Below are 24,062 nucleotides of genomic sequence, written 5' to 3'. Positions count from 1 at the left end.
GGTATCATTCAATCAATTTTGCCGATAAAGCGGTAGAAGATTTCTACCTCCTGTTCCCGGCTTCCGTCCTCACCTTTGACCGCTTCATGGACAACGATTTTTTCAATCAGCATATTCAAAAGTTCGGCGGTCAGTTCTGTTGGATTGACGCACTCTTTCATCAAGGCAATCCATTTTTCTGCGTCTACGGCGTTCTGGCTTTCAGTGGCGATAGCGGATTGAAGCTGTTCAATCTTTTCGTCCAGTTCAGCCTGTTCGCTTTGGTACTTCCCGGACAGCATAGAGAAGTTGTATTCCGTGATACGCCCCGCCGCCCAGTCCTCATACATCCGGGCAAACAAAGTATCGACTTCGGCTTTTCGCTTCTCTGCCTTTTTCAGTTCTGCGGCCTGCTTCTTTCTTGCGGCAGCCTGTCCCTTATCAGTGGCATTTAACAGCTGCTTCAAGAGCCGTTCTTCATCATGCTGTACCAGCCCCGACCAGTATTGCAGACGGGAGAGGACATAGGCATAAAGCACATCATAACGGATATAGTGCATGGAGCATTGGCGTGTGCCCTGCCCGTACTTGCTACAATGATAATGGCCGTAAGGCTTGCTGTTCTGCCTGTTCTCCCCATAGGACAGCGACCAGCCGCAATCCGCACATTTTACCAATCCGGAAAAAATCTGCGTTGTACCATCCTTGCACTTCCTGCGGCGGTTTGCTATCTGCTCCTGTACCTGCCGGAAAACCTGCTCGCTGATAATCGGCTCCTGCGTGTTCTCCACCCGCACCCATTCACTTTGGGGCTTGCGTACCCTCCGCTTGTTCTTAAAGGAAATGTTCGTTTCCCGGTAATGAATGGTATGGCCGATATAGGTTTCGTCTTTCATAATGCTCTTGACCTGGGCTATCGTCCATGCGTAGCTTTTTTCCTCCGGCGCACCCGCATAGATGTTTGCAAAAGTCCCGTCACGCTGGAAGTTGATAAATCCCGGTGTGGGAACCTTTTCCGCAATCAGTATTCTTGTGATACTGGCCGCCCCTCTGCCATGAATAGCAAGGTCAAAAATCTTCTCCACTATCCAGCGGGTTTCCTCGTCGATTATCAGCTTGTTTTTGATTTCCGGGTGTTTCCTGTACCCGATGGGAGCATAGGCGCCGATACGCTGTCCTGTGGCAAACTTTGCTTTGAAAGCGGCCTTTACCTTGCGGCTTGTATCTTTCGCAAACCATTCATTGAACAGGTTTTTGAACGGGACAAAATCGGAAAGCCCTTTCTCTGTGTCCTCATTCTCCGCAACGGCGATGTAGCGAACCCGTTTCTCCGGGAACAGAAATTCCAGATAGTAGTCCATCATCACATGTTCCCGCCCGAAACGGGACAGGTCTTTCGTGACAATGCAGTTTACTTTTCCGGCTTCCATATCGTCCATCATGCGCTGAAAATCCGGCCGTTCAAAGTTCGTCCCCGACCAGCCATCGTCCACATACTCACCGACTACATGAAGCCCCTGTTCCTTTGCGTACTGTTGCAGGATTGTCCGCTGTGTTTCAATGCTTACGCTGTCACCATAGTTTTCATCGTCCCGGCTCAATCTCATATAAAGCGCCGTGTTGTAAATCGTAGTATTGTAAGGTTGTTTCACCGTTAAAAATCCTCCTTCTAAAGAAACAACCCACGCTTACAATACTTTTGCTCTATGGCAATTATATCATAAGCGTGGGCGTGTTATCAATGATGGGCTATCAGGTTAAAGCGGCTTTTTCTGCGGTATGCCGCACCACATCTACAATCAGATCACCGAGGGGCTTCCCGCCTGCGGCGAAGTGTTCGGAGATTTTTATACGGTTGTTCCCACATACAAAATACTGCGTGCCGTTCTCTGCTTGTATGACCTGCCCTGTCCGGGGTGTGAAAATATCGCTTTCGCTTTTTGCCATCCAGTGTCCTCCATATTCAGTTTTCAAGGTACAATGCCGCACAAAGGCGGCGAAAATTTCTGCTTATATCTATCACCTTTCCTTTACCGTGTGCCGCTGCTGACGTTTCAGTTCCGCCAGTATATCCGGCGGGATACGGTCAACCAGCCGCTGTAAATTGTCCAGTTCGCTTTTCAGCTTTGCCCGTTCCATCGTATCTTTCATCTTTCCTTTTTCGCTGGCCTTTGCCCTTGCTTCCAGCTTCTCATTCTCCGCCAACAGGTCATTGATTGTGACCTTGTACTTTTTCAGTTGCCCGGAGAAGTTCTCCATCTGCGGGAACCACTTTTTCAGCATGGAGAGGGCTTCCTCTTTTTTCTTTCCGGCGTTCAGCGGGTTAATGCCGTCAAGGGCGGCTTCAATGGCTCTTGCCTGCCGGGAGAGGGAAACCGCCTGTTTGAAAATCCGGGTGGGGATATGCTTCCGGCCTGTCTTGCTGGCACTTTCCCCACGCTCCAAGTCGGGATATTTCTCCACCATATAGGCGTGAAAATCGTCCTGCCACTTCGTCAGGTTTGCCCGGTTGCCGATAATCTCCTTAGCGCACAGGCGGTTGTCCTTTGTCAGCGGAACAAAGGTCAAATGCAGGTGGGGCGTTTTCTCGTCCATGTGTACCACCGCCGACACGATATTTTCCCGTCCTACCCGGCCAATGAGGAAATCTGCCGCCCTTTGGAAGAACGCCTGTATCTCTTTTGGGGATTTCCCCTTGAAGAACTCCGGGCTGGCGGTTATCAGCGTATCGACAAACCGTGTGCTGTCTTTCCTCGTCCGGCATCCAGCCTGCTCGATACGGCTCTGAATGAAGTGGTAATAGCGTCCCTCCGGCTTGACGATATGGAAGTTGTATTTACTCCGGCTTGTGTCAATGTCGGGGTTGCTGGCGTATTGTTCTTTCTGTCTTTCGTGATGGGCTTCCAGCGGCCTTGCCGGGTTGCCCTTGTGCTTCTCAAACCGCAAAATTGCGTGTTGTGCCATTCTGCTCCTTTCCCCATTCCTTTCCTATCCGGGGTTTTCCACAGGGAAAATCCCGCCGGAATTATCTCTGATACGATAGGAATGGAATGGATATAAATAAATCATTTTAATCTTTGTATTTCTATATACCGTCCGGTTTTCGTACTTCAAGAGGGGCGGTTTCCGTACTTCATGGGTACGGTTTTCAGTCCTCCGGCGTACCAGAACGGGATTTCTTGAAGTCAGTGTTTGGAACCGCTTCATAGGATTTTGGGAAAATGCGGTTGGGTTTTCCACAGCCCTGCTTCTGGATTTCCACCAGTCCGGCGTATTGCAGTTCCCGCAGGGTGTTCACCGCTTTCTGCCGCCCACAGTGGAGCAGGTCAACCACCTCGCAGATGGGGTAATACAGGAAAATCCGTCCGCAGTCATCCGCCCACCCATTCTTGCGGGACAACTCTGTCCGGCGCAGGATAAAGGTGTACAGAACCTTTGCCTCGTTGGACAGGGGCTTGAATGTGGGGGCTTCAAAGAGGAAATTCGGGAGCCGGGTGAAGCTGAACGCCTTTTCCGGCTGATGGATATAGATGGTATTTGTCATAGTGCGTTTTGTGGACGGTTAGAAGCCCGTTTTCCGGGGCGGGCGATACTTTATACCACCTGCCCCGGTTTGGGGCTTGCAAAGCCTGATAAATCAAGGCTTTTTTCGCTCCTAACTGTCCACAGCAGACCTCCTTTTCCGTTCACTTTCTGTTTTCTGCCGCCTGTGAACTCTGGCGGCACAGCCGGGGCAGTATTTTGCCCGGTTGGATTTGGGGACGAACACACCGCCGCAGACCACACAGCGTTTCAAGTCCTTATCCCGGAAAATCTCCGCTTCCAGCGTCCCGTCCAGCGGCAAGACCGCCCAGCGGAACCACTTACAGCAGACCGAGAAAGAAACCGTCTGCGGGCAGGTGCAGGTGTCCCCATCGTCAAGGACAATGCAGTTGCCGTCCTCACAGCAACAGCACTCCCGGCGTATCAGGCTGGCCGCCTGTTTCCTCTGTGCCGGTGTCATGCGGTAAAGGGAACCGTCCGGCCTGCGTTCCAGCGGCGGCAAGTCTTTATAGGGGTTATTTCTCATGCGTTCCCTCCATTTTGCTTTCCGTTGCCGTTTTCCCCGAAAGGATTTCCAGCTTTGGCACGCTCCCCGCAGCTTCGGGACATTTTGTCCCGAAGTCCGGTTCCTTGCGGTGCTTCCCCAGCCGGGGTATTCCTTTTCGGACGGTCATTCTGTTTTCAAGGTGCTGTCCATCGATGAACTATCCTAAGTCTACACGAAAAAAATGCAATCCCCGGAATTTTGCGAGAATTGCATTTTGATGAAGTTTACACTTTGGAAATTGCATTTTTGCAATCATCCTGTATAATGGAAGTATGCGGAGGAGGTGCGTGTCTATGGCTTTACCCGGAACACCCGGACAGCGGATTTCCGATTTATGCAACGGAAACCATATCACACAAAAGGAACTTGCGGAGAAGATAGGCGTTTCCGCTTCCCAGTTGAGCCGCATTGTCAGCGGCGAAACGAGAACGGTCAGCAGTGATATTCTCATAGGTGTGGCAAAGGAATTTAAGGTATCGACAGACTACATACTGGGCTTGTCTACCGTGAGCGTCCGCAAAAGCTACGATATTTCTGAATTAGGCTTGTCCGAGGGAGCCGTGAGGGGGCTTGTGACGGGTGCTGTTGATGTGCAAATACTCAATCGCTTACTGGAACACAGGAATTTTCCCAAGCTGATAGATTTGATACGGATTTATTTTCAGGACACGGCGGCAAAGGGGATAATGGCACGAAACCAGCTTATCGAGATGGCAACGGCTTCCCTGTCCGACCTGATGAAAGAACACCCGGAACACCGGGCGGAAGCAAAGCAGGATTTACAGCTTTTGAACGCTCAGAAGATGGGGGAACATGAAGCGGAGATAGAGAAAATCAAAAATGTGTTCCTTGCTATCCTGCGGGACATTAAGAAAGACATTGACAACGGGGAACAGCCGGGAGAAGCTGTGACCGCCGCTATGTTCCAAGCCATGCGGGACACTATGGCGGAGCAGAAACAAAACCCGCTTTCCATTGACGATGTAACAGCGATGATAGCCGGACAGATCGGACAGCTTGCGCCGATGGACAAAGAAACTGCCGACCTGTTCCAGCAGTTGGCGAAGAAGATGATTGAGCAGGCAGGAAAATAAAACATAAAATTCAAAGGAGATACTTATGGCAACAAAAATATTTGTTCACGGCTCAGGACACAAAGCAACAAGTTGGGAAAAAACAATTTCATACATGACAAACAACGAAGATATTGTATGTCCAAATTTATCCTCCATCCTTGAAGGGAAAGAGGCAAGCTACGAAAATCTATATTCTTCATTTGTAAAATATTGTAACGAATTTGACGGACAAATTCATTTATGCGGTCTTTCATTAGGTGGTATTTTGGCTCTGAATTTTGCTTTGGATTTCCCGCAAAAAGTGAAAACATTAGTTTTAATCGGAACGCCATATAAAGTCCCGAAAGTAGCATTTAGTTTTCAAAATATAATTTTCAGATTTTTACCAAAATCTATTTTTGAAACTATGGCATTTGATAAAAAGAACACATTTGCTTTAGGGGACACTATGAAGAATTTAGATTTCAGTGATAGGGTGAAAAATATTAAGTGCCCCACTTTAATTCTTTGCGGAAAGAAAGACAGTGCAAATATGAAATCAGCGGATTACTTATCACAAAGTATTAGAAGCGCAGAATTGAAAATTATTGAGAATACAGGCCATGTTGTCAATGAAGAAAATCCAAAAGCCTTAGCAGATATATTGAATGAATACTATTTGAAAAATTCTTAAACAATTCTGAAAGAAACTCGAAAACTACAAGCATAAAAGTTTAGAAAATAAATAGCAAAGCCAGCCGAGCCAGTCAATGGTCAAGATGAACGGCGCATTTCATGCGCCGCCGTTGACAGTCCCGCCCGTCTTTGCTAAAGGGTAATCAAGGCGGGAAAGCCCTAAAATGGTTTCACACCTATTTCAATAATTGGAGGAGATAAAAATGAGATCAGAAAAGGAAGTTTATGATATTGTTTTGAATTTTGCAAAAACAGACAAACGCATTCGCATGGTTACTTTGGAAGGATCTAGAACAAATACAAATATTCCGCCTGATGATTTTCAGGATTTTGATATTACTTTTTTTGTTACGGATATGGACAGCTTCACAAGTGATGATAAATGGCTAGATATATTTGGTGAAAGGTTGATTCTGCAAAAGCCGGAAGATATGGAATTATTTCCAGCTGTAGAAAAGGGATTTTCATATTTAATGCTGTTTACTGATGATGTTAAGATAGATTTAACTTTGCTGCCGCTGGAACTGATAGACGAGTATTTTACATGGGATAAACTGGTAAAGTTACTGTTGGATAAAGACAACCGTATCGTAAAGCCGCCAATACCAACGGATATAGACTACCACTTGCAGAAGCCTACTCAAAGAATGTTTGACGATTGCTGTAATGAATTTTGGAATACTACAACATATGTAGTAAAGGGCTTATGCCGCAAAGAAATTCTTTTTGCTATTGACCATATGAATGATATAGTACGAAAAGAATTGCTTCGCATGATTTCCTGGCTGATTGGTATCAAACAGGGATTTCATTTCAGTTTGGGAAAAAACTATAAATTTATGAAGCAATATGTCCCAGAGGAATTGTGGGAACGACTTATGTCCACTTATAATATGGATTCCTATCCCCATATGTGGGAATCCTTTGAACAATGTATGGCATTGTTCCGGGAGGTTTCGTCAGAAGTGGCATGCCAGTTGGATTACCAGTATCCACTATATGATGAAAAAATCAGTAATTATGTGATTCGGCAAAAGAAAAAATATGGCATTGAAGATGATAACAAATAAAATTTTTTCAATCGAAAAAATTTATTTTGATTATTCAATTTTGAAAAACTGAATACCTCAAAATCAGAAAGAGCGCGGACAAGCACTTTGAGGGATTGGCCGCCTTGTCCACCCATTCAGTGGGACGGCGGGTGGCGGTCAAGGCCGGGTGTAAACCCGTTCATTTCAGCCTTGACGGTTACCCGCTGTCCTGTTACTTTTCCGGGAGTGTAGCCACAACTTCGGGACACTTTGTCCACAAGTCGGAGCGTAGGACGAGGGACGGGGGCTTTCATATACGCCCTGTCTGCTGATGAAAACAGACCTGCGCTTGCGGCTCCACGCCACACAAGCACAGCCCTGTTTTCCTGCCGCCCCTCCCCGGCGGCAACGGCATTTTCACGGCAACGCCGACAGAGCGTATAACACACTACACTTTGCTTCGCAAAGTCGTGTGCCAAATGGGGGCGTTGCCCCCTTTGGAAACCCCCCACAAGAAAAGGCGGTACGCTACCCCTCTACGGGGCGCATACCGCCTTTTCTTGTTATCCAGCCCTCCGGCTGTATCGGTTGAGCAAAAGTCAGCGTGGGAATGGTGTGGTATCTTTATCTAAGTGAATCCCCATTTTCCCACTTGGAAACAGCCTGACGGGAGATATAAAGTTTCTCTGCCAACTCATCTTGGGATAGGTTCTTGGCTGTGCGTAGATTCTTGATTTGCTGTGCTAACTGCTTCATGATCATTTCCTCCTCTTTTTTCTAAGTCTATTATAGTGTAGAAAAAAATAGTTGCCTAGCACTTTTTAGGAAAAAATCGCAACCAGCAGTTGCAAACTGTCAATTAGGCTTCACTTGGTAGAACTTGTTTCATTTTTCGTTCAAAATCATATCGGCTCATCATAACAACATGGTCACAGTTACTGCAACGGATTTTAATATCCGCTCCTAGGCGGATGACTTCCCATTTATTGGCCTTCTTGCCGGTCGATTTGATGACACAGGCATGGGGCTTTTTCATTTCGACAAATGATCCTAATTGATACATACTTTCTCCTTAAAGATACATACTTCTTTCCTGATAGGTTAACGTTACCTCATTTGCAGTGCATGTCTCTCCATCTATTTGCAATAATAATTTTTCTTTTGATTTTAAAACTACACCTACCCCTGTTAAATGCTGAATCGTATGAGAAGATTCATGCCTCTTCGTTAATAAGGCTAACAATGATTGTAGACGTTGGTAGAAATTTCCATTCTTGAAGTAAACAATATCTACTTCCTTCTTTTTAGCACTTGCTGTTGGCCATATCATGATTCCTCCACCAAAATAAAGACTATTTGCTACAGAAATAAAAAAGAGATTATCTAACTGATAAGATTTTTCATCAAGAGTTAATTCTAAGTTTATAGCTTGTTTTGAAAATAATGTTTTAATACCAAAGAATAGATAAGTTAACTTCCCAAGTTTTACCTTGTTCAGAATTTTTTTCAAAATTGAATTCGTTGAACCATTGATAACTTGAGCTGCAAAGCCAAAATCCATACTGTTTACAACCGTTCCGTATGAACTGTTTAAAACATATATCCGACTTGTTTTTCCCTCTAAAATGGCATCTACACTTCTATAGAGCGATGTTATATTCATTGCCTTAGCAAAATCATTTCCAGATCCTGTTGGATAATAAGCAAACGGTAGACTAGCTGGCCAAAAACGCAAAGCTTTAGATAGTGTGCCGTCTCCACCTAAAATCATTAATTGGTCCTCACTACTGACAAACTCTTTTAAAATAGCCTCTACTTGACTTTTTTCATCCTCAGGACCAACTGTCATAAAAATGTTAACTGCAAGCTGTGGATAACTTTCTTTTATTTTGAATATGATATGTTCAGCAGTATGGCTACCAGCATTAGGATTAGCTAATATATATAACGTCATTTATTCCCCATCACTAAATATATAAAAATAAGCTAGGTGCTATTTTTTAGTATAACATAAAAACGGCTAGTTTAGCCGTTCTTAATATTATTTAGTTGGTACGAACTGGTGTAACCAATTGAATAAAATCTTCCCCTTCATTATTTGGAATCAATGTAAATGGACGGATAGAAGAGATAAAGCTAATTTTCACTTGTTCACTAGTTGTGGCTTTCAATGCTTCTATCAAGTAAGTTGGGTTAAAGCTGATTACTAAGTCTTCACCTGATACTTCTACAGTATCTAATTCCTCATTCACACGTCCAACTTCTGGAGAATTTACATGAGCCGATACAACATTATTAGCAATTTCTAGTTTTACTGTACCATTTTGAGTTGCATTTGAAAGAAGACGAGCACGCTCCATCGAGTGACGAAGATTTGCAGTATCAAAAATTGCAGTTGTTTTAAACTCAGTTGGAATTAAGCGGTCGGTATCAGGGTAGGTACCTTCTAATAAGCGTGTATAGAAGCTAATATGCTCGCTTCTAAAAAGGATTTGATTATTTGAAAAGAAGACTTCTACTGTTTCAATATCATCTGTAAAAACTGCAGTAAATTCACGGAGAGAACGACTTGGAATAACAACATTAAAATTATCACCAGAGGTATCAAGGACCAATTTCCGTTGGCTCATACGGTGTGAATCTGTTGCAACAGTTTTTAGATTTTTATTTTCTGTTAAAACAAAATGAACACCCGTAAGAATAGGACGACTTTCTTGTGTAGAAGCTGCAAATGCTGTTTCATTAATTGTTTGTTTTAATACTTTGGTTTCTAACACCAATGGTTTTGAAGTTGGAACTTCCTGTAAACGAGGATACTGTTCTGCTTCTTTTCCCTTTAATGTGATTTCAGACTTACCACTTGTCAAAACGATTTGCTTTTGTTCAATTTCATTGAAGTCAAGGACCAAATCCGGCATGCTGGATACGACATTAATAAAGAAACCAGCTTCTAAGAGAATGGAACCTGGAGAACTGATCAAAAGTCCTGCATTTTCATCTTGAATAGAAATAAAATGTTCAATCGAGATTTGTCCATTTGAACCAGTTAAAGTGATTCCTTCACTAGTTACTGTAATTTTTACTGTTGAAAGAATTGGAATAGCATTTTTGGTACTGATTGCCCGTTTAGTAATACTAAGTGCTTGTAGAAATATATTTTTATTAATAGAAAATTGAATCATGGATTCTCCTTTATTTATTATCTATAAGGTTAATAGTAATAGTAGTCTCTGTGTATTCTGTGGAAAAGTGATGAAAGACCAATAAAACTGCGGAAATTAACTTGTTCACAACTTGTGGAAAAAACAGAGTTTTTTAAAAAAGTTATACACAGGTTAACGAAGTTTATTTTTTATACTGGTAATCTCTATTTCTAAATTCTCATCATCCAAGAGGAGAGTTTTTATTTTATTGTATGCATGCATAACGGTTGTATGGTCTCGATTACCAAATTCTTTCCCAATTTTTGGAAGGGAATTGTCTGTCATTTCACGTGCTAAAAACATAGCAACTTGTCGCGCGTGAACGATATGTTGAACACGCTTAGAACCTTTTAATTCTTTCAAGCTGACACCGTAGAAATTTCCCACTTCGGTTTGGATTTTCTCAATAGGAATAACCATGTTTTGTGGATTTGTTTGTTTTCTTGATCGAATAGCCTCAGCAGCAACCTCGACACTTATCTCAGACAGTTGCCGCATAGTGGCTATCAAATGGATATCTTTTAAGGCACCTTCAAGGTCACGTACGTTCGAATCAAATTGCCCAGCTAGATAGGATAGCGTCTCATTTGTAAAGTTATAAGGCAGGTTCTCGCACTTGTTACGTAAAATTGCGATACGTGTTTCAAAATCAGGTGGAGTGATTTCACTGGTTAACCCCCATTTGAAACGTGTCACTAGTCTTTCTTCCAAATTGTCTAAGTGATCGGGATTACGGTCGCTTGTGAGTACAATCTGCTTATTTTTTTCATGAAGCGCATTAAAAGTATGGAAAAATTCTTCCTGTGTTGTTGCTTTATTACGGAGAGACTGAATGTCATCAATTAGAAGTAAGTCCAGATTGCGATAGGTTTTTTTGAAACTTTCCATATCATTGAGACGGAGGTGTTCTAAAAATTCATTGATGAATGTTTCCGATGAGACATATTTTATCCTTGCCTGGGGATTATCGGATAGAACCTTATTTCCAATCGCATTTAAAATATGAGTTTTTCCAAGACCAGGACCACCAAAAATGAATAATGGATTGTAGAGCTCACCTAGGTTATCAGATACAGCTAAAGCTGCAGCCTTTGCCCAGTGATTATTGTCTCCTTGTACAAAATTAGCAAAGGTGTACTGGGATTTTATATCAGAATGAACCGGTTTAAAAGTTTCTCGAGGCGTAGCCGGATCAGGTGTCTGTACCTGGTGAACCACTGAACTTCTTGCGTTTGTAATGTTCTTAATCTCCTGTTCATCCTCTGTAAATTGATATTGGATGGCAAGAGGCTCTCCGTAGATTTCAAAACTAGCGGCAATCATTAACTCTTCGAAGTTTTTTTCCCAAAAATCTTTTTTAAATGGACGATTTAAGAAAATATTGGCAACTTGCTGGTTGATTCCGAGTAATTTTGCATCAGCGACATAAAAATCATAAATAGATGGCTTAAAATTTACCTTTGCCAATTCAATAAATCGTTGCCAAAAAAGTTGTTCTTGGTTCATATTTTCCCCCTTTCACATTATATTCGTTAGAATAGTGTACCATAAAAAATAAAAGTTTTCCACAGATAATTTTAAAAATCCACACTGTTAAGAAAAGTTTTCCACAAGATGTGAATAAAAGTCAGAACCTTTGCTGGTCCTGACTTTTTGTAATGATTTTAGTGTGGAAAAGAGTGTTTATAAAAATAAATTGTAAACAAGTCTATTTAAAATTGTTGATAATTCTTTCGAATTCATCGAGGTCATTAAAGCTAATTCGAATTTCTCCGCTCCCGTTTTTCTTCTTGAGAATTTTTGTAGCTGTTCCAAGAGTTTTACTGAGTGAATCTTCCTGTTCTTTTAAAAATTGGTCGCGTTGTTTAAGCTTAGTGTGCTTTTTCTTATTTGCAGCTATTAATTTTTCAAGCGTACGCACACTTAAATCTTTTGATAAAATGAGTTGAACCCATTCGGCTTGCTTTTCTTCTGAAAATGACACCAATTGTCGCGCGTGCCCTTGTGAAATTTTTCCTTCTTCTACAGCTTGTTTAGTCTGAGATGATAGATTTAGTAGGCGCAATAAATTACTGATATATGGTCTTGATTTTCCCATGATTTGAGCAACTTCATCATGTGTTAACCCTCTACTAATCAATTTTTGATAAGAGGCTGCTTCTTCTATCGGATTTAAGTTAGAACGCTGCAGATTCTCTATGATAGCCTGATAGAGTAAATCATCATCAGTCAGTTCTTTTACCACTGCTGGTATTGTAGTCAGTCCAGCTAATTGACTGGCTCGCAACCTTCTTTCTCCAGCTAATAATTCGTATCCGATAATAGAAGATTTTCTTACAATAATCGGTTGAATTAATCCATTTTCCTTAATGGATTGAGCGAGCTCAAGTAGCTCCTTTTCATCAAAATGAATTCTTGGCTGATAGGGATTGGGATGGATTTCTGAAATATTTAGTGTACGTAATTCTTCCATATATCCTTATTCTAGCAAAAAAAACGAGACTTTACAATTGTGTAAAGTCTCATTTGTCAATTATTCGCTAAGTTCTTCTGTAGAATGTGTCAACTTAATGTCAACAGTTTGTTTCTGATTATTGCGGTAATAAGTTACAGTGATTGTATCTCCAATTTGATGTTTGTAGAGAGCGCTCTGGAGGTCACTCTTATTTTGAATAGCTTCTCCGTCAATCTCAGTAATAACATCAAAAGTTTCTAATTTTCCATCTGCAGGTAGCCCACTTTGTGTAGAGACAATTACTACACCGGATGTTAATTCCGTATTTGATAATCCAGCTTTTTCTAATTGACTAGTTGACAAGGTCGTCAAGTTAACCATATGAACTCCAAGAGCAGGTCGGCTAACTTGTCCAGTTTTTTCAAGCTGATTGATAATAGCTACGGCATCATTTGCAGGAATAGCAAATCCCAACCCTTCTACAGCCACGCCTGAGCTATTTGCAGAACTTGAGGTAATTTTGCTAGAGGTAATGCCTATCACTTGTCCTTGGGTATTGATTAACGGTCCGCCAGAGTTTCCAGGGTTGATAGCTGTATCAGTTTGAATAGCGTTAGTTGAGATTGTTTGTCCATCTTTTGATTGTGAAGTAACTGTCCGACTTAAGCTAGAAATAATACCCTGGGTAACTGTATTGGCGTAGACGCTACCTAGAGGACTACCAATTGCGATAGCAGTTTCTCCAACTTTAATTGTATCGGAATCAGCAAATTCAGCAACAGCAGTGACTTTATCTGCTGATATTTTTATAACAGCTATATCAGAATATGTATCAGAACCAACAAGTTCACCGCTAATTTTTTCTCCAGATGCTAAAAGGATATCAATCTTTTCTGCGTTATTAATAACATGCGTATTTGTCACAATATAGGCATATTGACCATCTTTTTTGTAGATAACACCAGATCCCTCCCCAGCAACGGCTAGTTCGTCAGATGATTCAATATTTCCAAAGATAGCACCAAGACTATTGTTGGCTGACTTTTGGTAATTAATAACAGACACAACAGCATTTTGTACTTTCTCTACAGCCTTTGTAGTAGAAGTTTCATTATTATATTGAACATTGCTGACACTAGTGATGGCAGAATTTGCTTGTTGAACCCGTGGCTGGAAGAAAGAGGCTGATAAGGCCCCGATAAGACCCCCAAAAAATCCAATTACAAATAAAATCGCAAATTTCAAATATTTTTTCATATAAGGAATCCTTTCCATTTCTTTAATTTTCCTTAAGAGTACTATTTCTTTCTTAATTATAACTTAAAGTTTTCAAAAATCAATCCACAACCTGTGGATAACTCTGTGAATTATGTGAAAAACTGTAGCCATATCCTGATTTTCTAAAAATATTTTCTGTCGTATGCTTGTGGATATGTTACAATTATTTTATGAAAATAAAATTGATTACCGTTGGAAAATTGAAAGAAAAGTACCTCAAAGAAGGTATTGCAGAATATAGTAAACGATTGGGACGATTTACTAAGTTGGATATGATTGAGCTTCCTGATGAAAAAACACCAGATAAAGCCAGTCAGGCAGAGAATGAACAAATATTAAAAAAAGAAGCCGATAGAATTATGTCTAAAATTGGAGAGCGAGATTTTGTCATTGCCTTAGCGATAGAAGGGAAACAATTTCCATCGGAAGAATTTAGTCAAAGGATATCTGACATTGCAGTAAATGGGTATTCAGATATAACTTTTATCATCGGTGGTAGTTTGGGTCTCGATTCTTGTATTAAAAAAAGAGCTAATTTGTTGATGAGTTTTGGACAGTTGACACTTCCCCATCAACTAATGAAATTAGTTCTCATCGAGCAGATTTATCGTGCATTTATGATTCAGCAGGGAAGCCCATATCATAAGTAGTTTCACGTGAAACAAGGAGTGAAAATGAATCAAAAAGAGTATCGTGTTTTTGAGGGATTGAGAATTGCTTGTTCATTAACGTTTATCAGTGGTTATTTAAATGCCTTTACTTTTGTGACTCAGGGTGGTCGCTTTGCTGGCGTACAATCTGGAAATGTTATTTCCCTAGCTTATTTTTTAGCTAAAGGTGATTTTGCGCAGGTAGTTAATTTTTCCATTCCCATTTTATTTTTTGTATTCGGACAATTTTTTACCTACTTAGCAAGAAGGTATTTTGAAAAACAAACATGGTCTTGGCACTTTGGTAGTAGTGTAATGATGTTAGTTCTTATTTTACTAACTATCATTCTCTCACCTATAATGCCTGCGTCTTTTACAATTGCTAGTCTAGCCTTCGTAGCCTCTATTCAAGTAGAAACATTTAGAAGGTTACGAGGTGCTCCGTATGCCAATGTGATGATGACAGGGAATGTCAAAAATGCTGCTTATCTCTGGTTTAAAGGAGTTATTGAAAAAGATTCAGAACTTAGAAAAACAGGTAGAAACATCTTATTGACCATTATAGGGTTTATGCTAGGTGTCATCATATCTACTCACCTATCCTTCCAATTTGAAGAATATGCCCTTATTGGTCTGATTTTGCCAGTGTTATATATTAATTATGAATTATGGCAAGAAAAAAGACCTACTCGAGGTAGGTCTAAATGATTCCAGCAGGATTCGAACCTGCGACCGTTCGCTTAGAAGGCGAATGCTCTATCCAGCTGAGCTATGGAACCTTAACCATTTTATTTTACATTAAACAAAGCACTCTGTCAATACAATAAAAAATCAAAAAATGTATTGACAAACAAAGTCACATGTATTATACTAGTTATTGTTCTAAAAATGGTCCGTTGGTCAAGGGGTTAAGACACCGCCTTTTCACGGCGGTAACACGGGTTCGAATCCCGTACGGACTATTTCTTCCGCCATAGCTCAGTTGGTAGAGCGCATGACTGTTAATCATGATGTCACAGGTTCGAGCCCTGTTGGCGGAGTAGATAAAGCATAGGAAACCTTGAGAAATCAAGGTTTTTTGTTTTTTACAAGAAAAAACCGAGAAAGTTTAGTATTCTCGGTTCTTAGAATAATAGTATCCAATGAATTGATAGGAGAAAAATACAAAAACTGCACCAAAAGAAATCAGTAAACCTAGATAGAAACCATTTGGTACAAAGGTTAAAACTAGTTTAGTTTGACCTGGACTTACATCCACTTTCATAAAACCCTCTTGCGCTTTTTGGATTTTGATAGGTTTACCATCAATGGTTGCATTCCATCCTTTATCATAGGGTAAAGTAAGGAGGAGTGAGGATTCTTTATCGGTTACAAAATCAACAGTTACTTTATTACCATCAGTTTTTGTTACTACTTGTTTTTCTTGGAGAATGGAAATAGCCTGTTGGAAAGCTAATAAGTCCAATCGATAAAATTGTGGTTTATCAAAAGAAACTTGATTATTTTCAGGAAAATATACATTGACTTGAACCTGTACATCTGTAGTAAAGCTCCCCACATTGAAGAAAGAGAAAGCATTATCTAGTGTAAACTCACTTGACTGATTGTTGACAGTAATGACAACTTTTTTTTGATTCTCATTTGAGAATGTTAAATTTGGCAAATTTAAGTATACTTGGCTATTTGCAGGTATATTTACTAAGAAAGTTGCTTTTGCAGCATCCTCATTGTCCACTTTGTTGACAGTCATTCGATTGCTCAGTTCAACTGTATTTTGTGAAACAACATCTGATAGAGTGTGGTAGTATTTTTGAGATCGCCCTGTTAGTTGATTAAGAAAATTTGTTTGATTATCGAGAGTCAGATTTGTAAAATTGACATCTCTGTAAATCCCTTCAGTCAATAGTGCTAATCCTAGATTAAAACTATTTTCGTAAAGATTAATAGTAGACTGACTCTGATTCAGTGTGAAACCAAACTTATTTGGGTCCGTAGTAGCTAAATTATATTTGATTCCGAATAGGCTATCAGCAATAATTGTATTATTCTGATAACGAAGATTCAAATTGGTACCGTCTGAACGGAAACCGAGCTTATCTAGTACTGAGCTGGAAGCACGATTTCGAATGGAGGAGAATTGAGAAATACCGTTGTAATTGAATTTCATGCTATCATTGCCAGTTTGTGGTAATAGACGTTCTATACGATAAAATGAATCAGTTGTAGTCTTTGTAGACTTTACAATACTGTCAATATCTGCCAATTTTTCTTCATAGTTTGATCGGCTAGGGAAATGCCATTCATCAGAAATCCCCTGAACCTGATAATGACTATGTAATCCAAGTTCTAAGAAAGTGAAGAACAATAAAACAATATTAATCCATTTTAAGGATGATTTATAGCGAATCATTGCTACAAAAAGAATGAAGTAGGCTATTAGAAATTCTAGTGTGAGTAGGAAATTTACATCCGTTAGAAACTCATAATGATCTCTAAAAATAAAGGTAGAAGTAAAGCAAATGAGTAAAAATGAAACAATCAGAGTAAAATTTTTAATACTTACTTGACGTAGTCGTACCAATGTCTCTGCTGCTAAATAGATAACGGTTATTGATAGAGCCCATGCATAACGATAGAGGAACATGTTTGGCGCATGCATACCTTGCCAAAAAAGATTGAGTGGTTGTAGGTAGAAACTTGAAATAATGAATGTAAAGAATAGAGCATAGGAGAGTTTGACAGTTGGTTTTATTTCTTTTAATGTAAAGAATAATAAAGCGAGTATTAATGGAACGAGACCAACAGAGATCATGGGAATAGAACCGAATTTTGTTGTATCAAAGCTACCAACTAAGTTTTTTGCAAAGAAGTCCAGATACCAAGAGTCTTCGGTTTTTAGGTTGACAATTTTTGTAAATGTCTCACCATGAGTTTTTAAATCCAAGTAGGTTGGTAACAACATGAACATGCTGCTTAGAGCAGATAAAATTGACACTATTGTAAACTTGATAAATCTTTTGATTCTCTGACTATCTATCCATGATAATTGAACCAATGTCCATAATGTTAGAAAAATAGCCACCATATAACCGAAGTAATAGTTTTGGATAAACAAGCATGTTAATGTTATGTAGTAGAGAATCGGCCCCTGTTTTTTTAATAATCGATGCAATCCAAGAAGAACGAGTGGTAGGAGTATAAAAACGTCTGGCCAGTTGTTTATTTCTAATTGACTTGTACTAAAACTCATCAGAGAAAAACTAGTAGCGAGTAATAGTGCCCATTCTTCTTTCAAATTTTTATGGATACCCTTTAGACTGAAATAAGTTGACAACCCAGTCAATCCAAATTTGACAATAGTGACAAGGTAGATAGCGTCAGGCATGGATTGTAAATCAAAGAAAAAGACAATTGGAGATAGGAATGAGCCTAGGTAATAGGAGGATAGAGCATAAAAATTGAGTCCTAAACCACTTGAAAATGTGTAAAATAAAGAGCCGTCTCCGTGTAAAGTATTTCGTAATGTTTGATTAAAAATAACATACTGATGGAAGCCATCACTGGCCAATATTGTTGTATCACTTCCCCACCAGATTCCTTGAAATGCTAAGACGATAGAAATAATAGTCAGCGGAATAAGGAAAGATAAGAGATAATAAATGGATGTTTTTGTAAATATTTTTTTCATAGATTTAAAAGAAAAGGCGAATAAATCGCCTTTTTATTATGCTTTCCAAAGTTCTTGTACTTTTGCTTGTACTTCAGCATTTTCCAAGAATTCATCATAAGTTTCGTCGATTCGGTCGATAACACCGTTTTTAGAAATGACGATGATATGGTTTGCTAAAGTTTGAATAAATTCGTGGTCATGGCTGGCAAAGATGATGGACTCTTTAAAAGCTTTCAAACCATCGTTCAGACTGGAAATTGATTCCAAGTCCAAGTGGTTGGTTGGATCATCTAAGACCAAGACATTTGACTTGAGGAGCATGAGTTTTGACAACATCACGCGCACTTTTTCGCCCCCTGACAAGACGTTTACAGGTTTGTTAACCTCATCACCCGAGAAGAGCATACGTCCCAAGAAACCGCGCAAGAAGGTATTGTCATCTTCTTCCTTGCTGGCAAATTGACGGAGCCAATCAAGGATAGATTCGTTTGTATCAAAGTCACGAGTATTGTCTTTTGGTAAGTAGGATTGACTAGTAGTGACACCCCACTTGACAGTACCTTCATATTCAATATCGCCCATAAGAGCACGAATGAGAGCAGTTGTTTGGATGTCGTTTTGACCAATAAGAGCAGTCTTGTCACCTGGGCGCAGGATAAAGCTGATATTGTCAAGAATCGTTTCACCATCAATAACAACTTTCAAGTTTTCAACTGTTAAGAGGTCATTACCGATTTCACGTTCTGATTTGAAGTTGATAAATGGGTACTTACGGCTAGAAGGAATAATTTCCTCCAACTCGATTTTGTCCAGCATCTTTTTCCGTGAAGTAGCTTGCTTAGACTTTGAGGCATTGGCAGAGAAACGGGCAACGAATTCTTGTAATTCCTTGATTTTTTCTTCTGCTTTGGCATTACGGTCAGCTTGTAGTTTAGCTGCTAGTTCACTGGATTGCTTCCAGAAGTCATAGTTACCAACGAAAATCTTGATTTTACCGAAGTCAAGGTCGGCCATGTGGGTACATACCTTGTTCAAGAAGTGGCGGTCGTGGGACACGACGATAACCGTATTTTCGAAATCAATCAAGAAATCTTCGAGCCAGTTGATGGATTGGATGTCCAGACCGTTGGTTGGCTCGTCCAAAAGAAGAACATCTGGTTTACCAAAGAGGGCCTTAGCCAAGAGGACTTTAACCTTCTCACCGTTGGTCAATTCGCTCATGTTTTGGTAGTGGAGGTCTTCTGAGATATTGAGGTTTTGGAGCAATTGAGAAGCTTCACTTTCAGCTTCCCAGCCACCAAGTTCAGCAAACTCACCTTCTAATTCAGCAGCACGAACACCATCTTCATCAGAAAAATCTTCCTTCATGTAAATAGCATCTTTTTCTTTCATGATGCTGTAAAGTTGCTCATTTCCCATGATAACAACGTCAATCACGCGCTCATCTTCATAGTCGAAATGGTTCTGACGTAGTACAGAAAGGCGTTCGTCTGGTCCAAGTGAAATATGACCTGTTGATGGCTCGATGTCACCAGCAAGAATTTTTAAAAATGTAGATTTACCGGCCCCGTTTGCACCAATCAAACCGTAGGTATTTCCTGCTGTAAATTTGATATTGACATCGTCAAATAATTTGCGGTCGCTAAAACGAAGCGACACGTCTGATACTGTAAGCATAGTTTCTCCTCTATATTCTGTCTATTAGTTTTATTGTACTAGAAAGAACTTGAATTTTCAATGAATTACATTGGAATCAAAATATCTCCATCATAATGTTTATGGTCTTTTTGAAGACTGAAGCCACGTCCACGCACCTGACTCGCAGGCATAACAACCATAAAGGCAGTTTCATCAATTTCTAATACCGCTGTCTCCAGTTTCTGCATTTCTGGAATAGAGATGGTAGTCATCAACATGCGCTTGTCAACCCCTGTAAAGCCACCGATAATTGGAAGTTCTGTCACACCGCGATCAGCAACTTTAGTAATATAGTCTTTAATTTCTTCTGATTTTTGAGAAATAATCATGATATTTCGAGAAGATTGGGTACCAGACATCATGCGGTTGACAATATAAGTAATGGTCATTAGGGCAATAATCGAGTACATAACAGTATCAGTATCGAAGGCAACAAATCCAAGACCAACGATAATACCATCAATAATAGCCATTGTCAGACCTAATGATAAAGGGGTGTACTTGTGAATAAATTGAATAAGAATACCTGTCCCACCAGTAGAAGAATTTCCAAGGAAAACAAGCCCAAGTCCAAAACCTAGGATAATTCCACCGAAAATAGCAGCTAGGAGAGGATTTTCTGTCAAGTTGGGTAAACCTGCTGTCAACTTGATGCAAAGAGGATAAATGACAGCACCATAGACAGTTTTGATAAATACAGATTTTCCTAAGAAAAACCAACAGATGATTAATAAAGGGATGTTACAGTAGAGGACAAAGTCAGACGGACTCCACCCCAGAAGAGCATTGAGTGCGATTGCTAAACCTCCGACACCACCAGATACGATATTATTCTCTAGAAAAAAACTGTTAAATCCAATGGCCATGACAACTGATCCGAGTGTGACAGAGATAAAGTCCTTTATACGTTCTTTCATATATTCTCCTTGGTTAGTGTTATAAAAGCAATTTCTATTATCCCTAATTTAGACAGTATCGTCAAGGCTTTGTCAGCTTGACTTTCTAATTTTTAAGCGGTATAATTGTATTCAATCAGAAGAGTAGGTAATCTTCCATTTTTAGAGAGCTTGTGGTCGCTGTAAACAAGTAATGGTGATTGGTGAATGGACTGATTTTGTAATGAATTCGAACCAATAAGGATTCGGCTAGCAGGCCTTATGTGCATTGAGATAGGAGTATCTACTCCTAAAGTAAGGTGGTACCGTGTCCTTGACGCCCTTGCACAGTTTCTGTGCGGGGCTTTTTTTATGAAAATTATCAGATGAGGTGAAGGAATGACCAAACCAATTATTTTGACGGGAGACCGTCCAACAGGCAAACTCCATATCGGCCACTATGTTGGCTCATTGAAAAATCGTGTTCTACTCCAAAATGCTGGACAGCATGAACTCTTTGTCTTTTTAGCAGATCAACAAGCCTTGACAGATCATGCAAAGGAACCGCAAAAGATTGTTGAATCCGTTGGAAACGTAGCACTAGATTATCTAGCGGCAGGACTTGATCCAGTTAAGACAACGATTTTCATCCAGAGTCAAATTCCTGAATTGGCAGAGTTGACCATGTACTACATGAACTTGGTATCTGTTGCACGTCTAGAACGCAATCCAACTGTAAAAACCGAGATTGCTCAGAAGGGATTTGGCGAAGGAATTCCAGCTGGTTTCTTGGTCTATCCTGTGTCTCAAGCGGCTGACATCACAGCCTTTAAGGCAAATTTTGTCCCTGTTGGAAATGACCAGAAACCGATGATTGAGCAGACTCGTGAAATCGTTCGTAGCTTTAACCATGCTTACCAGACTGATATTTTGGTAGAGCCGGAGGGCATTTATCCTGAAAATGAGGCAGCTGGTCGCTTACCAGGTTTGGACGGCAATGCCAAGATGTCTAAGTCACTTGGAAATGGTATTTATCTGGCAGATGACATGGATACGCTCAAGAAGAAAGTCATGTCCATGTACACTGATCCCAACCACATCCGTGTTGAAGACCCAGGTAAGATTGAAGGAAACATGGTTTTCCACTATCTTGACGTTTTTGGGCGCGAAGAAGATAAGGCTGAGATTGAGGCTATGAAGGAGCACTATCAACGTGGTGGTTTGGGCGATGTGAAGACCAAACGTTATTTGCTGGACATTTTAGAGAGAGAATTAGGACCAATCCGTGAACGCCGTCTGGAGTTTGCACAGGATATGGGCCAGGTCTATGCAATGTTGGAAGCAGGTAGCCAAAAAGCTCGCCAAGTTGCTGCGACAACTCTTGACCAAGTGAAATCTGCTATGGGAATTAACTATTTTAAATAAGGTTAACAATGAAAGAGCAATGTTGAGAAAATGTTGCTTTTTTCATTTATTTTACGACGTAGCAAAAAACAAACGTTCGAATTTTATATATAAAACTGAATAGAATTTTCTGAATTTTTAGGAATGATGATATTAAAGCGAATAATGATTGACAAATGATTTCAAAATGTTATCATAATTAAAATACAAATAGCAATCACGCTACATATTAAATAAGAAAAGAGGAAGAACATGTCAAACTGGGACACTAAATTTTTGAAAAAAGGCTTTACTTTCGACGATGTATTACTTATTCCGGCTGAAAGTCATGTATTACCACATGATATTGATTTAAAAACACAATTAGCACCAAATTTGACCCTTAATCTTCCGATTATTTCTGCTGCCATGGATACCGTAACAGATAGCAAAATGGCTATCGCTATGGCGCGTGCAGGTGGTTTGGGTGTCATCCATAAGAATATGTCTATCGCAGAGCAGGCTGATGAGGTGCGTAAGGTAAAACGTTCTGAAAATGGTGTTATTATCGATCCATTCTTCTTAACACCAGAACACACCATTGCTGAAGCTGAGAAATTGATGGCTACTTATCGTATTTCCGGTGTGCCAATCGTTGAAACATTGGAAAATCGTAAATTGGTTGGTATCATCACCAACCGTGATATGCGTTTCATTTCCGACTATTCACAGCCAATTTCGACCAACATGACAAGCGATGCTTTGGTAACAGCGCCAGTTGGAACAGATCTTGCGACTGCGGAGTCTATTCTTCACAAGCATCGTATTGAAAAATTGCCATTGGTTGATGAAAACGGCCGTTTGTCAGGCTTGATTACCATCAAAGATATTGAGAAAGTGATTGAGTTCCCAAATGCTGCGAAGGATGAATTTGGTCGTCTCTTGGTTGCGGGTGCTGTTGGTGTTACATCTGATACTTTTGAACGTGCAGAAGCCCTTTTTGAAGCGGGTGCAGACGCGATTGTCATCGATACGGCTCACGGTCACTCAGCAGGCGTTCTTCGCAAGATTAAAGAAATTCGTGAACACTTCCCAACTCGTACCTTGATTGCCGGCAACATTGCCACAGCTGAAGGAGCTCGTGCTCTTTATGAAGCTGGTGTTGATGTTGTCAAGGTCGGTATTGGACCTGGTTCAATCTGTACAACACGTGTCATCGCAGGTGTCGGTGTACCACAAGTGACAGCTATCTATGATGCAGCTGGTGTTGCGCGTGAATATGGTAAAACCATTATCGCTGACGGTGGTATCAAATATTCTGGAGATATTGTCAAGGCACTTGCCGCTGGTGGACATGCTGTTATGCTTGGCTCTATGTTCGCTGGGACGGATGAAGCACCAGGTGAGACAGAAATCTTCCAAGGTCGTAAGTTCAAGACCTATCGCGGTATGGGCTCTATCGCTGCCATGAAACAAGGTTCAAAAGACCGTTACTTCCAAGCATCTGTCAATGAAGCTAACAAGTTGGTTCCAGAAGGAATTGAAGGTCGTGTAGCCTATAAAGGTTCAGTTGCAGATATGATTTTCCAAATGGTTGGTGGACTTCGCTCAGGTATGGGCTATGTAGGTGCTGGTAACTTGACTGAATTGCATGAAAATGCTCAATTCATCGAAATGTCAGGTGCTGGTTTGAAAGAAAGCCATCCACACGATGTTCAAATCACAAATGAAGCTCCAAACTATTCAGTACAGTAAACAAAAACAAGACCCTCTTGACAGCAATGTCATTAAGTTAAGCATTTAAGTAGCTAAAGAAACTATTCCCGTCTGAGCAGTTCATGACAAAACGGGAATAGTTTTTATTTTAGGGCGCACAAAAAGGAGGTTTTTTAACCCTATTTTTCAACTATTATGTTACTCTATAAGTGAAGCTTACAGGTACCTTGCTTTTTATCTTTCTTTGGAACGTTCGATTGGGTCGGATGATGGATAAATGTTT

21 protein-coding genes, 3 tRNA genes, 1 pseudogene and 1 other annotated feature are annotated in these 24,062 nt (G+C 40.4%); of the genes and pseudogenes, 9 read left to right on the top strand and 16 right to left on the bottom strand.

The genetic code is table 11. From position 1 onward, the window contains the following. Window positions 1-8 precede the first annotated feature (8 nt). The 5 genes from ODU37_RS08835 to ODU37_RS08815 form a co-directional block, all read right to left on the bottom strand. Window positions 9-1,586: a recombinase family protein gene (locus tag ODU37_RS08835; RefSeq protein ID WP_071599205.1), complete on the bottom strand. Its 1,578-nt coding sequence runs from the start codon at window positions 1,584-1,586 to the stop codon at window positions 9-11. Window positions 1,587-1,731: 145 nt separating this feature from the next. Next, window positions 1,732-1,926: a hypothetical protein gene (locus ODU37_RS08830; protein ID WP_249562514.1), complete on the bottom strand. Its 195-nt coding sequence runs from the start codon at window positions 1,924-1,926 to the stop codon at window positions 1,732-1,734. 72 nt (window positions 1,927-1,998) lie between these two features. After that, window positions 1,999-2,943, bottom strand: a complete 945-nt coding sequence (mobV, locus tag ODU37_RS08825) for a MobV family relaxase (RefSeq protein WP_002584983.1) — start codon at window positions 2,941-2,943, stop codon at window positions 1,999-2,001. Window positions 2,944-3,127: 184 nt separating this feature from the next. Next, on the bottom strand, window positions 3,128-3,523 hold the full coding sequence (locus ODU37_RS08820) for a replication initiator protein A (protein WP_008395976.1): 396 nt from the start codon (window positions 3,521-3,523) through the stop codon (window positions 3,128-3,130). Window positions 3,524-3,634: 111 nt separating this feature from the next. Continuing rightward, window positions 3,635-4,048, bottom strand: a complete 414-nt coding sequence (locus tag ODU37_RS08815) for a cysteine-rich VLP domain-containing protein (RefSeq protein ID WP_002584985.1) — start codon at window positions 4,046-4,048, stop codon at window positions 3,635-3,637. 314 nt (window positions 4,049-4,362) lie between these two features. Here ODU37_RS08815 and ODU37_RS08810 point away from each other — a divergent pair, with 314 nt between their 5' ends. From ODU37_RS08810 to ODU37_RS08800, 3 genes are all read left to right on the top strand, one after another. Further along, window positions 4,363-5,163 carry a helix-turn-helix domain-containing protein gene (locus ODU37_RS08810; RefSeq protein WP_002584986.1) on the top strand — a complete coding sequence of 267 codons (801 nt, stop codon included), beginning with the start codon at window positions 4,363-4,365 and terminating at the stop codon, window positions 5,161-5,163. A 25-nt stretch (window positions 5,164-5,188) separates the two neighbouring features. Then, window positions 5,189-5,818 carry an alpha/beta fold hydrolase gene (locus ODU37_RS08805; protein ID WP_002584987.1) on the top strand — a complete coding sequence of 210 codons (630 nt, stop codon included), beginning with the start codon at window positions 5,189-5,191 and terminating at the stop codon, window positions 5,816-5,818. A 205-nt stretch (window positions 5,819-6,023) separates the two neighbouring features. Further along, window positions 6,024-6,890: an aminoglycoside 6-adenylyltransferase AadE gene (locus tag ODU37_RS08800; RefSeq protein ID WP_001255868.1), complete on the top strand. Its 867-nt coding sequence runs from the start codon at window positions 6,024-6,026 to the stop codon at window positions 6,888-6,890. A 594-nt stretch (window positions 6,891-7,484) separates the two neighbouring features. Here ODU37_RS08800 and ODU37_RS08795 read toward each other — a convergent pair. The 7 genes and pseudogenes from ODU37_RS08795 to ODU37_RS08765 all read right to left on the bottom strand — a co-directional run. After that, window positions 7,485-7,607 (bottom strand): annotated as a pseudogene (locus tag ODU37_RS08795) (helix-turn-helix domain-containing protein); the annotation flags it as partial. 103 nt (window positions 7,608-7,710) lie between these two features. Then, a complete protein-coding gene (locus tag ODU37_RS08790; RefSeq protein WP_014637239.1) occupies window positions 7,711-7,914 on the bottom strand; it encodes a DUF951 domain-containing protein in 204 nt (67 codons plus the stop codon). 9 nt (window positions 7,915-7,923) lie between these two features. Next, window positions 7,924-8,805 carry a diacylglycerol kinase family protein gene (locus ODU37_RS08785; protein ID WP_024387289.1) on the bottom strand — a complete coding sequence of 294 codons (882 nt, stop codon included), beginning with the start codon at window positions 8,803-8,805 and terminating at the stop codon, window positions 7,924-7,926. A gap of 91 nt (window positions 8,806-8,896) precedes the next feature. Continuing rightward, a complete protein-coding gene (dnaN, locus tag ODU37_RS08780) occupies window positions 8,897-10,033 on the bottom strand; it encodes a DNA polymerase III subunit beta (protein ID WP_105095257.1) in 1,137 nt (378 codons plus the stop codon). Window positions 10,034-10,186: 153 nt separating this feature from the next. Continuing rightward, window positions 10,187-11,560, bottom strand: a complete 1,374-nt coding sequence (gene dnaA / locus ODU37_RS08775) for a chromosomal replication initiator protein DnaA (protein WP_105158852.1) — start codon at window positions 11,558-11,560, stop codon at window positions 10,187-10,189. A 202-nt stretch (window positions 11,561-11,762) separates the two neighbouring features. Continuing rightward, entirely contained in the window at window positions 11,763-12,527 is a 765-nt protein-coding gene (locus tag ODU37_RS08770) for a ParB/RepB/Spo0J family partition protein (RefSeq protein ID WP_029171248.1), read from the bottom strand. A 60-nt stretch (window positions 12,528-12,587) separates the two neighbouring features. Continuing rightward, a complete protein-coding gene (locus ODU37_RS08765) occupies window positions 12,588-13,784 on the bottom strand; it encodes a S1C family serine protease (RefSeq protein WP_009911075.1) in 1,197 nt (398 codons plus the stop codon). Window positions 13,785-13,957: 173 nt separating this feature from the next. Here ODU37_RS08765 and rlmH point away from each other — a divergent pair, with 173 nt between their 5' ends. Further along, a complete protein-coding gene (rlmH, locus tag ODU37_RS08760; RefSeq protein ID WP_012028058.1) occupies window positions 13,958-14,437 on the top strand; it encodes a 23S rRNA (pseudouridine(1915)-N(3))-methyltransferase RlmH in 480 nt (159 codons plus the stop codon). A 24-nt stretch (window positions 14,438-14,461) separates the two neighbouring features. After that, window positions 14,462-15,145 carry a YoaK family protein gene (locus ODU37_RS08755; protein ID WP_012775416.1) on the top strand — a complete coding sequence of 228 codons (684 nt, stop codon included), beginning with the start codon at window positions 14,462-14,464 and terminating at the stop codon, window positions 15,143-15,145. Here ODU37_RS08755 and ODU37_RS08750 read toward each other — a convergent pair. Beyond that, window positions 15,143-15,216 (bottom strand) — tRNA-Arg (locus ODU37_RS08750). The genes ODU37_RS08755 and ODU37_RS08750 overlap by 3 nt on opposite strands. A gap of 111 nt (window positions 15,217-15,327) precedes the next feature. Here ODU37_RS08750 and ODU37_RS08745 point away from each other — a divergent pair. Together ODU37_RS08745 and ODU37_RS08740 are read left to right on the top strand one after the other, a co-directional pair. Further along, window positions 15,328-15,399, top strand: a tRNA-Glu gene (locus ODU37_RS08745). 5 nt (window positions 15,400-15,404) lie between these two features. Beyond that, window positions 15,405-15,477, top strand: a tRNA-Asn gene (locus tag ODU37_RS08740). Between the two features lie 68 nt (window positions 15,478-15,545). Here ODU37_RS08740 and ODU37_RS08735 read toward each other — a convergent pair. The 3 genes from ODU37_RS08735 to ODU37_RS08725 form a co-directional block, all read right to left on the bottom strand. Beyond that, window positions 15,546-18,125 carry a YfhO family protein gene (locus tag ODU37_RS08735; RefSeq protein WP_398580466.1) on the bottom strand — a complete coding sequence of 860 codons (2,580 nt, stop codon included), beginning with the start codon at window positions 18,123-18,125 and terminating at the stop codon, window positions 15,546-15,548. Between the two features lie 36 nt (window positions 18,126-18,161). Continuing rightward, window positions 18,162-19,784, bottom strand: coding sequence for an ABC-F family ATP-binding cassette domain-containing protein (locus ODU37_RS08730; protein ID WP_012775415.1), 1,623 nt, complete (start codon window positions 19,782-19,784; stop codon window positions 18,162-18,164). A gap of 65 nt (window positions 19,785-19,849) precedes the next feature. After that, a complete protein-coding gene (locus ODU37_RS08725) occupies window positions 19,850-20,722 on the bottom strand; it encodes a YitT family protein (RefSeq protein ID WP_044759071.1) in 873 nt (290 codons plus the stop codon). A 101-nt stretch (window positions 20,723-20,823) separates the two neighbouring features. Continuing rightward, window positions 20,824-21,028 (top strand) — a binding site (T-box leader). 51 nt (window positions 21,029-21,079) lie between these two features. On the opposite strand from ODU37_RS08725, the gene trpS reads away from it, so the two are divergent. Beyond that, entirely contained in the window at window positions 21,080-22,105 is a 1,026-nt protein-coding gene (gene trpS, locus ODU37_RS08720) for a tryptophan--tRNA ligase (RefSeq protein WP_044759069.1), read from the top strand. Window positions 22,106-22,336: 231 nt separating this feature from the next. Then, window positions 22,337-23,818, top strand: a complete 1,482-nt coding sequence (guaB, locus tag ODU37_RS08715) for an IMP dehydrogenase (RefSeq protein ID WP_023371888.1) — start codon at window positions 22,337-22,339, stop codon at window positions 23,816-23,818. Window positions 23,819-24,062 lie beyond the last annotated feature (244 nt).

Origin of the sequence: Streptococcus sp. 2021WUSS109 (genome assembly GCF_044427305.1) — a bacterium.
GTDB classification, from domain to species: domain Bacteria; phylum Bacillota; class Bacilli; order Lactobacillales; family Streptococcaceae; genus Streptococcus; species Streptococcus suis.
The sequence above is the reverse complement of the archived record's forward strand: the minus strand, read 5'-3'. Positions and strand labels throughout refer to the sequence as shown.